Below are 9,621 nucleotides of genomic sequence, written 5' to 3'. Positions count from 1 at the left end.
TGAAGGCCGTGCGCTCATGGCGCAGAACGACCAAGTGCGGATGATCTCGCCGGGCGATATGATCCTCGTCGACAGCGCCCAGCCTTCGGAGTTCACCTTCTTCAGCACCTACAGCCGGCAGCTCTCGCTGCACCTGCCCCGGATCGAGATGTGGGCGCGGTTCGGCGACCAGATCAGAGGCGGCCTCTTCCTGCCGCGCTCGGACCAGACTGCGGTCGCCATCTGCGCCGTCCTGTCCAAGGCGTTCACCCGGCCGGCTGGCGACGCCCAGAGTGGGTTCCTGCGCGAGGCACTGTTCGGACTTATCGGCGCCATGCTGCACGAGCGCGCCGAGGGAGATCGCGTGTCCGCCATAGAGGCTGACGTATCTGGCGCCCAAGTGCTCAAGCGCGGGCTCGCCTATATCGACAACCGCTTCGGCGATCCGGAACTCACAATCCCTGCGATCGCAGACGATCTCGGCGTATCGGTGCGGCAATTGCAGCGTGGCTTCGCTCTGATCGGTACCACGCCCACTGCCTATCTGATGCAGAAACGCATGGAGCACGCATGTTCGCTGCTGTTGGCACGCGGGTCAAACGGCGCGACCCTCTTGATCTCGACCATCGCGATGGACTGCGGCTTCAGCGACATTTCCTATTTCAATCGCCTGTTCCGCAAGGCCTTCGGCTGCGCGCCAGGCAATTATGGTCGCAATCAGGAGCCGGCACCCGACATCCGGTGATCAATCAGCAGCGCCAGGCCACTGCGAGCCCGGCCCCGTAGCCGACAAACCCGATTTCTGCAGCACCGCCGTTGCCTGTGGCGGACTGTCACTACATTGTCGTCGACTGTGCGAGAATCCTCCGCTGGACAAGCTGGACACACTCGAACGGATCGGGTTTCAACGACACCGCGACGGGCTGACGCCGAACCGCTCGCGGAACTTGCGCGAGAAATGAGCGAGGCTCTTGAAGCCCCACCTGTAGGAAACGTCTGAGATGCTCGCGCCGCTGCCGTAGCGCAGCAGGTCCGAGCGGGCGCTTTCAAGCCGCTTTGCGACAATGAATTCCATGAGCGAAAGTGGCTCGTCCTCGAACAGCCTGTTCAATTGGCGAAGGCCGATTCCCATGGTCGAGGCGATCGAAGCGGGACAGAGATCCGGATCGTGCAGGTTCTCCGCAATATGCCTGCGCACGCGCCGCAGGGTCTGGGCATGATAAGTCGACCGTGTGCGGCCGCTCACGAGGGAACAGGCCGTTTCCATCACCTCCCAGATCTCGTCTTCGATAAGGCCGGCGGTGTTCTCGACGCTCCAGTTGGACGTCCTGGCCGAATGCAGGACATTCTGGAGCGCGATCGGAACAATGCGACCGGGATTGGTCGAGCCGCCGAAATGCACAAGCTCTCGCAGGTTCCAGTCCGCGAAGCGGTCGCGGAAGTCGTCTCCCGGGATCTCGAAGATGACCTGCCGGCCATGCGCGGGAAAGCCGTGCATGTAGGCGTGATTGGTATCATAGAGGACAACGTCGCCGGCCTCGGCCACGGCGCATTGGCCGGCGCGGTTGACGAAGACCTTGCCACTGAGGATCAAGGTGAGGAACGCGCTGTCCTTCTCGCGGCGACGCAGGAGATAAGGCGTCCGCTCGACGAAATGCTCGTCAGCGGCGATGTCGATCATCTTGATCCGTCCGAAGTCGAAATAGTGGTAGCGCGCGGTGAGGCCGTTCTCCGACAGGCAGGAGCACCGGAGGCCTACGACCCTTTCGGCGCAATGCTCCTCCCAGTAGTCGATCCTCTCATGCGGCGCGACGACGCGAGTGTCGAACGTCACCGCCGGCGGGACAACGCTTGCGCTGCCCGCCGTAGCGTTGCTGCGTTTCACTCCATCCTCCCTGTCCCGACACTGACATGGACAGCAAGCGTCGGGTCTGGAGATTGTGACAAACCGCAGGTCTCCCGTCAAATTCTGCACTCAAGCCCACGGAGAAGTGTCGCAATCGCTTGCGATTCGCTCCAGAATCCTCGCCTTTGCCTGCGTGTAGAAGGTCAGGGAGCGCTGACGCTAGACCGTGAGATATCCGCCGTCGACGGGTAGAACGATGCCTGTGACATACTCCGCCGCCGGGCTGGCGAGAAAGACGATCGGCGCGGCGATCTCTTTCGGCTCACCCCAGCGCCCGAATGGAATTCGCGCGAGAATTGGGCTGGAGGCTTCCCGATCGGCGAAAAGTCCTCGCGACAAAGGTGTCACGATCCAGCCTGGTGCTACCGCGTTGACGCGGATGTCGGGGGCATACTCCTGTGCGAGCGACTTGGTGAGTTGCACCAGCGCGCCCTTGGAGGAGGCGTAGGCTGGGCGGTCGGACGAGCCGAAGGTCGAATACATCGACGCGATGTTGATGATCGAGCCGCCCGCGCTCATGCGGGGCCGCGCCGCCCGGCACGCAGTCATCACCGAAAAGAAGTTGATGCGCATGACATCGTCGAAGCTGTCCGACTCCCACTCGTCCCGGTCGCGGCTTATCCCGGCGCAATTGATGAGGACGTCGATTCGATCGAACGAGCGGATATAGTCTTCAAGCGAAGATTCGGAACGCACGTCGAGTTCCCTGCGAATGGCCTCGGCCGGTCCCCCATTGGAATCAGCGTTCAGGCCGGCCGCATGCGTCTCGGCGCCGAGCGCCGAGAACGCGTCGGCAGTGCCGGCTCCGATACCGGAGGTGCCGCCGATGACGACCACGATCCGGCCTGCGAAAAGCGTTTGCGAGAATGTCATGTCTCTTGTCCTGAAGGGTTGCAGTGAGGCTCCGGCCGCGCGATCATGGCGCGACGAGCACTTTCACGTCTTCATTGGGCTGCGCCAGCTTCTCGAAGCCCTCCGCAACGGCATCCTCAAGGCGGATCTCCCGCGTGACGATCAGCGACGGATCTACGACGCCCGCCGCGATCATCCCGATCAGGTCGGGGTAGACGTGCCGGTAGCCGCAGGATGGAATGATCTCCACTTCCCGGTTGACGAGGTCGAAGGCATCGAAACGGGCGGTTGTGCCGAAGAGGCCGACGAGGACGACTTTGCCGCCCTTGCGAACCGAGCCAATGGCGTCGTCCAGGGTAGCCTGCATCCCCACGGCCTCGAATGCCACGTCGACACCGGCGGCCACCGCCGGCAGACTCCGCGCAGACGAATTGACGAGTTCGGTAGCGCCGAGCGAGCGCGCCTTTTCGAGGCGCGCGTCGGAGATGTCGCTCGCCACGATTCGTCGCGCCCCGGCCACGGCCGCAAGCTGGATCAGCAGCAGGCCGATCGGTCCGGCACCGACAACGGCCACGCTCTGGCCTGCCGCGAGGCCCGATCGCCTCAAAGCATGAAGCGCGACGGCGGCGGGCTCGAGGACGGCGGCCTGGCGATCGCTGACCTTATCCGGCAGCGGGTGGAGCATGTAGCGGGGGAGCACGGCTTCCTCCGCCATTCCGCCATGCCCCATCAGCCCCGCGAAACCCATGCTCTCGCACAGATTGTAGTCGCCACGCCGGCACGCCGCACACACGCCGCACCGGTATTCGGGCTCGACGGCGACGCGCTGCCCGAGGGCGAGGTCGGAGCCGCTCCCGGTTTCGATCACCACGCCGGAGAACTCGTGCCCAATCACCAATGGAGCCGCAACGCCGGAGGCCCCGTGCGGTACCTCGACCGGGATGGCGTGCGGGCCGTTCAGATATTCGTGCATGTCGGACCCGCAGATACCGCATCGGGTAACGCGAAGCCGGACTTCTCCCGGACCGAGGGCGGGACGCGCCCGCCGCTCGATTCTGATGTCGCGCGCCTTGTGCCAGAGCGCCGACAGCACGCCGATGTCGTTGGGTCGATCCGTCACCGGAACAGCCTGTTGATGTAGTCCGCGCCGATGCCCACCTTGTCGTAGTGCGCGCGGGCCAGGGCGATGTAGTCGTGGACATCAAAGGTCCCGCTCGGGTTGCCGTTCTCGTCGAGCCAGATCAGCGGCCCGGTGACCTTGAAGTGCACCCGCATCGGCTCGTCGCTCTCGTAGGCGACCAGCGTGTGGCCCTCGCCGGGCGTTTCGTAGACGAAGTCACCGGCAGTCGCCGTCCAGTCGTGCTCCAGATAGCCCCACTTGCCCGAGATCGTGTAGGCGAAGACCTCGTGCGGATGGTAGTGCCGGTTCACCAGACCCGCCTTCCTCGCCAGCAGGATGTCACACCACATATTGCGCTCAGGCGAGATCCAGAGCGGCCGCGACGAGACGGTCTCGGTGAAGGGCACGTAGTAGCGGTCGTCGTCCGTCGGTGCGTTCTGCAGGTAGACCTCGGGTTTCGCGTCCGGCTTGAAGACGTTCTCGATCGGTTTGATGTCTCGCCAGAATTCGGTCTTGGCGGTTTCGGGCATTTCAATGTCCTCCCATCGGATCCCGGGGCGCGAGCACCCCCCGCCGCAAGGATATTGATCCGGCGCAACTCGGTTTGACTGAGCGGGACGTTTGCCTTGACCCTCAACGACAATTCGTCCCCGGGCCTGGGACAGACGAAAATGCCCCGTCTAAGCTTCCGGCAGTCGTCCCCGAGCGGCGGCTCAATCGCCGAGGCTCGGAGGGCGTGGGAGCATCGGCGCGGCTTTCTTTGGAGGCCGCTGGACGCGAATGTAATGGGCAAGGGAGGAAACCACATGACCCATCCGAGTAGCACGGGAATTTCACGCCGCACGGCGCTCAAGGGCATCGCCGCGGGCACAGCCCTGCTTTCCATGCCGGCATATTTGCGCGCGCAGTCCTCACAGACGATCAAGATCGGGTTCATCAGCCCGCAAACGGGTCAGATGGCTCCTTTCGGCGAGACCGACGCTTTCGCGCTCGACTTCATCCGGACGCACCTTGCCGGCGGACTGGAAGCAGGCGGCAAGACGTACAACATCGAGATCATCGAACGCGACGCGCAGTCGAACCCAAACCGGGCGGCCGAACTCGCGGGCGAACTCTGCCAGAACGACAACGTGCATATCCTCATCCCCGCTTCGACGACGGACGTGACGCTCCCGGTGTCAGAGCAAGGCGAGCTGTTCGAGGTTCCGACGCTGTCGTCCACGGCGCCGTGGCAGGCGGTCATCATGCCGCGCGGCGGTGCCGACCAGGCCTTCAACTGGACCTATCATTTCTTCTGGGGCCTGGAGGACATCATCCAGACCTTCGTCAACATGTGGAATGGCGTCGACAGCAACAAGAAGGTGGGCCTCCTCCTGCCCCGCAACGCCGACGGCGAGGTCTGGGGCGACGACACGATCGGGCTGCCGCCCGCGATGCGGGCCGCCGGCTTCGAGGTGATCGCACCCTCGAAGTTCGAGGTTCGCACCAACGACTTCTCCGCGCAGATCAACGCGTTCAAGGAGGCAGGCTGCGATATCCTCGGCGGCCTGGTCTTCCCCGCCGACCTGCGCACGGCGACGATCCAGATGGCGCAGCAGGGCTATAGCCCGAAGATCATGACCGTAGCCGCGGGCCTGCTGTTCCCCTCGGCCGTGGAGGCGATGGGCGCGCTCGGCGCGGGGATGTCGACTGAAGTCTGGTGGACGCCGGCCTTCCCCTACAAGTCCACGCTGACCAGCGAAACCGGGGCGGAGCTCGCCGCGAAATGGGAGGCCACCACCGGCAAGCAGTGGACGCAGCCACTGGGCTACAGCCACGCGATGTGGGAAATCATCGTCGACGTGCTCAAGCGCGCGGCCGACCCGATGGACCGCGCGGCCATCCGCGACGCGCTCAAGGCCACCAATCTCGAGACCATGGTGGGCAAGATCAACTGGTCGAACGGCCCCCACCCGAACGTGTCGAAGACGCCCATCTTGGGCGGCCAGTGGCGCAGGGGGCAGAAGTGGCCCTACGATCTCGTGATCGTGGAGACCCAGCTCTACCCAATCATGGAGCCGCAGAGCGCTCTGGAGATGAAGACTTGGTAGCAGTTGCGACCGAAGTGCTGGGGGAGGCCGCCGTTGGCGGGCCCCTTCTTTCCGCGCGCGGTGTGTCGAAGAGCTTCGGCGCGCTACGTGTGGTCGACGACGTCAGCTTCGATCTCGCGGATGGGGAGGCGCTGGGGATCCTCGGGCCGAACGGCGCCGGCAAGACGACGCTCTTCAACCTGATTTCGGGGGACACTGCCCACGATGCCGGATCGATCACATTGGCCGGCGGGCGGCTCGACGGCGTGCCGGCATTCAGGCGGGCGGGGCTGGGTATCGGGCGGACCTATCAGATACCGCGCCCCTACGCGAAGATGACGACGTTCGAGAACCTGCTGGTCGCATCGCGGTTTGCCGCCGGTCGAAGCGAGCACGAGGCCTTTTCCACGTGTGCGCAGTTGCTCGAGGAATGCGGCCTGGACGGCAGGGCCAACCGCGCCGCCGGCAGCCTGACGCTCCTTGACCGCAAGCGGCTGGAACTGGCGCGCGCGCTCGCCGGCGAGCCGAAGCTCCTGCTTCTCGACGAGATCGCCGGAGGCCTGACCGATGCCGAATCCGAACAGCTGGTCGCGCTGGTTCGCCGAGTCCGGGAGCGTGGGGTGACGATCATCTGGATCGAGCATGTCCTGCACGCCGTGATGGCCGTGGCCGAGCGGCTGATGGTGCTGAGCTTCGGCCAGAAAATCGCCGAGGGGCGCCCGGATCAAGTCATCAACGACCCGGAAGTGCGTCGCGTCTACCTGGGCATCGACGCATGAATTCGTCCCCTCTGCTGGCCGCCAGGGCGTTGAGCGCTGGATATGGCGACTTCCAGGCCCTGTTCTCGGTGGATTTCGACGTCTTCGCCGGCGAAGTCGTAGCGCTGATCGGCGCGAACGGCGCCGGCAAGTCGACGATGCTGAAGTCGTTTGTCGGTTTGGTACCGATCCGAGCGGGAACGGTAACCTTCGACGGACGCGACATCTCGAAGATGCCTGCCCACGCCCTTGCCTCGCAAGGGCTCGCCTTGGTACCGGAGGGGCGGCGGCTCTTCAGGGGCATGACGGTCGAGGACAATCTGCGCGTGGCTGCCGACCGGGCTCGCCGACTCCCGGCAGGCGTGCCTGCATGGACCCTGGAGCGGCTGTATGACCTGTTTCCGATTCTCGGCGAGCGGCGCGGGCAGGCGGTCGAGAAACTGTCCGGCGGTCAGCAGCAGATGGTGGCCATCGGCCGCGCGCTGATCACCCAACCCAAGCTTCTGCTCTGCGACGAGATCAGCCTCGGCCTGGCGCCCAGGGTAATCGGGGAAATCTATGCGATGCTGCCCGTCATCCAGCAGTCGGGGACCGCCATCCTCCTCGTCGAACAGGACGTGACCCTCGCCAGCAGGAGTTCCAATCGCATCTGCTGCCTCCTCGAGGGCCGCATCGTGCTTAGCGGCAGATCATCGGAAATCTCGCGCGAAGCGATTGCGAAGGCCTATTTCGGGGTGGGACATGAAGTGGGTTGACGCCGTCATCCAGGGGCTGCTCCTCGGGGGCCTCTACGCTCAATACGCCATCGGCATGTCGCTGATGTTCGGCGTGATGCGGATCGTCAACATCGCCCATGGCGATCTGGTCGTCCTGCTTGCACTAATCGGCATCTCACTGGCCGCCGTGTTCGGCCTGGGACCGGGTTACATCATCCTGATTCTCGTGCCCATCGGAGCCCTCATCGGCTGGATTCTCCAGCGCGGAATTCTGAACTGGGCGGTGGGCGAAGACCCGCTCCCTTCGCTGATCGCAACCTTCGGCCTGTCGCTCGCGCTCCAGAACTTCATGCTGACCGTCTGGCAGGCAGACACCCGCTCGCTCGACGCCGGTCCGCTCGTCGTCCAGTCCGTCGATCTCTGGAGCATTCGCGTCGGCGTGCTGCCGCTGGTCATCTGCGGCGTGGCCCTGTTCCTCACCTGGGCCCTGCACATGGTTCTCAAGACCACGAAATTCGGCCGCGGGCTGCGGGCGGCAGCGGCGGACAAGGACGCCGCCACCCTGTGCGGCGTCGATACCAAGGCGATCTATGCGCAGGCCACGGCGATCGCCGTCGCAGTACTCGGAATCGCGGCTGTGTTCCAGGCCGCGCGTACCACCGTGGCCCCGTCGGACGGCGGCGCCCAGCTGATCTACGCCTTCGAGGCGGTGATCATAGGCGGGATGGGATCGATCTGGGGCGCATTCGTGGGCGGGCTGATCCTGGGCGTCGCCCAGGTCGTGGGCTCGCGCATCGATCCGGGCTGGGGCATCCTGATTGGCCACCTGGTCTTTCTCCTGGTGCTCGCCTGGCGGCCCCAGGGTCTCCTGTCGCGCCATTGAGGAGACCGCCGATGAGCCCCTCCCAATTCGTCGTGCGCCGACATACGGTCTCCAGCAAGATCGCCATCGCCATCGCCGTCCTCCTGCTGCTCGCGATTCCGACCATGCCCTTCTGGGCGACGGGCGGCCAGATACGCCTCGTCGTCGAGCTCAGCTGTCTGATCGCCATCGCGCAGATGTGGAATCTTCTAGCGGGCTATGGCGGCATGGTGTCCGTCGGCCAGCAGGCCTTCATCGGAGCCGGCGGATATTCGCTGTTCGCGCTCTCCGCCTTCGCGGGGTTCAATCCGTTCTGGTCCGTCCCGCTGGCGATGGTTCTGCCGGCGCTGCTCGCCGCACCTTCCTATCTGCTCCTGCGAAAGCTGGACGGGCCGTATTTCGCGATCGGCACCTGGGTGCTCGCTGAGACGTTCCGGCTGGTCACCGGCAACCTCGACGTCGTCAATGCCGGATCCGGCATGACCCTGCGCGCCATGTCACAGTTCAGCGCGCATGAGCGCGCGGTCGGGCTGACCATCCTCTGCTCGCTGCTGCTGCTGGCGACCATCGGCGGCACTTTCCTGATGCTGCGGTCTCGCCTCGGCCTCGCCCTGACCGCCATGCGAGACGATCCGGTCTCGGCTGCGAGCCAGGGCGTCAATGTAGGCCGGATGCGCTTCTGGATCTTCGTGATCGCCGCCATGGGCACCGGGCTTGCGGGCGCCATCTATTACATGGTGCAACTGCGCATCTCGCCCGGCAGCGGCTTCGACCCCTACTGGTCGTCGATCTGCATCTTCATCGTCATGGTCGGAGGCATCGGCCGGCTGGAGGGACCGATCATCGGCGCGCTGATCTACTTCTTCGCCACGCGGCTCTTCGGTGAATACGGCGCGACCTACCTGATCGTTCTCGGCATCCTCACCCTGTTCGTGGCGCTGTTCGCGCCGGGCGGGCTCTGGAGCCTGATCAGCAAGGTGCGCGACTGGCCGTGGTTCCCGGTCGGGCACACGCTGGAGCGACGGGGCGGAACGGAAGAGGCGCGCGGCTGACGGCCGCCGCCTGGAGGCCGTCCTGCCGCTCCTGGCAAGGACGCATCGAAAGCCGGCGCACCCATTAAGTGCCGAAGTCGACCTGAACGGTCGCGTTCTTACACACAATAAAGTGCAAAGCGACACTCGCTGTGGTCGCCTCAATGCCGCCTGCAAGAAGCCACCAATGGTCGTGGCCGCGATCGCACGCGAGATAGCCGCCTTCTTGTGGGCCATCGTTCTGACGCGCAACGGTCGCCGGTAACCCGACGATCGCGATCTTGGGGGCAGGAAATCTTCGCGATGCCAGCGCATCGCCAGAAGCACG

11 protein-coding genes are annotated in these 9,621 nt (G+C 64.8%); 6 read left to right on the top strand and 5 right to left on the bottom strand.

Translation table 11 applies throughout. The annotated features are described in order from the left end of the window. The coding region (locus G6N73_RS32905) for a helix-turn-helix domain-containing protein (RefSeq protein WP_165034109.1) at positions 1–724 on the top strand (724 nt) is incomplete at its 5' end. A 159-nt stretch (positions 725–883) separates the two neighbouring features. Here the strand turns inward: G6N73_RS32905 and G6N73_RS32900 are convergent. The 4 genes from G6N73_RS32900 to G6N73_RS32885 form a co-directional block, all read right to left on the bottom strand. Then, positions 884–1,864 carry a helix-turn-helix domain-containing protein gene (locus G6N73_RS32900; protein WP_165034108.1) on the bottom strand — a complete coding sequence of 327 codons (981 nt, stop codon included), beginning with the start codon at positions 1,862–1,864 and terminating at the stop codon, positions 884–886. A gap of 180 nt (positions 1,865–2,044) precedes the next feature. Further along, positions 2,045–2,758, bottom strand: coding sequence for an SDR family NAD(P)-dependent oxidoreductase (locus G6N73_RS32895; protein ID WP_165034107.1), 714 nt, complete (start codon positions 2,756–2,758; stop codon positions 2,045–2,047). A gap of 43 nt (positions 2,759–2,801) precedes the next feature. Next, positions 2,802–3,857: a zinc-binding dehydrogenase gene (locus G6N73_RS32890; RefSeq protein WP_206079221.1), complete on the bottom strand. Its 1,056-nt coding sequence runs from the start codon at positions 3,855–3,857 to the stop codon at positions 2,802–2,804. Beyond that, the gene (locus G6N73_RS32885) at positions 3,854–4,387 is read right to left on the bottom strand and encodes a 2,4'-dihydroxyacetophenone dioxygenase family protein (protein WP_165034106.1); all 534 of its coding nucleotides are present in this window, start codon (positions 4,385–4,387) and stop codon (positions 3,854–3,856) included. Before G6N73_RS32885 ends, G6N73_RS32890 begins: the two co-directional genes overlap by 4 nt. Before the next feature lie 276 nt (positions 4,388–4,663). On the opposite strand from G6N73_RS32885, the gene G6N73_RS32880 reads away from it, so the two are divergent. The 5 genes from G6N73_RS32880 to G6N73_RS32860 are packed head-to-tail and all read left to right on the top strand — an operon-like array spanning position 4,664 to position 9,314. Further along, entirely contained in the window at positions 4,664–5,947 is a 1,284-nt protein-coding gene (locus G6N73_RS32880; protein ID WP_165034105.1) for an ABC transporter substrate-binding protein, read from the top strand. After that, positions 5,941–6,705 (top strand): ABC transporter ATP-binding protein, encoded by a 765-nt coding sequence (locus G6N73_RS32875; protein WP_246252761.1) that lies wholly within the window; start codon positions 5,941–5,943, stop codon positions 6,703–6,705. The genes G6N73_RS32880 and G6N73_RS32875 overlap by 7 nt, the downstream gene beginning before the upstream one ends. After that, positions 6,702–7,439: an ABC transporter ATP-binding protein gene (locus G6N73_RS32870; protein WP_165034104.1), complete on the top strand. Its 738-nt coding sequence runs from the start codon at positions 6,702–6,704 to the stop codon at positions 7,437–7,439. Before G6N73_RS32875 ends, G6N73_RS32870 begins: the two co-directional genes overlap by 4 nt. Then, positions 7,426–8,283, top strand: a complete 858-nt coding sequence (locus tag G6N73_RS32865; RefSeq protein ID WP_165034103.1) for a branched-chain amino acid ABC transporter permease — start codon at positions 7,426–7,428, stop codon at positions 8,281–8,283. Before G6N73_RS32870 ends, G6N73_RS32865 begins: the two co-directional genes overlap by 14 nt. Positions 8,284–8,294: 11 nt before the next feature. Beyond that, positions 8,295–9,314, top strand: coding sequence for a branched-chain amino acid ABC transporter permease (locus tag G6N73_RS32860; RefSeq protein ID WP_165034102.1), 1,020 nt, complete (start codon positions 8,295–8,297; stop codon positions 9,312–9,314). 64 nt (positions 9,315–9,378) lie between these two features. Here G6N73_RS32860 and G6N73_RS36560 read toward each other — a convergent pair. Then, a partial coding sequence (locus G6N73_RS36560) for a hypothetical protein (protein ID WP_206079220.1) occupies positions 9,379–9,621 on the bottom strand: 243 nt, incomplete at its 5' end.

This window comes from Allomesorhizobium camelthorni (assembly GCF_011045125.1).
Lineage (GTDB): Bacteria > Pseudomonadota > Alphaproteobacteria > Rhizobiales > Rhizobiaceae > Allomesorhizobium > Allomesorhizobium camelthorni.
Note: the sequence above shows the minus strand (reverse complement) of the source record. Positions and strands in the feature narration are given on the sequence as shown.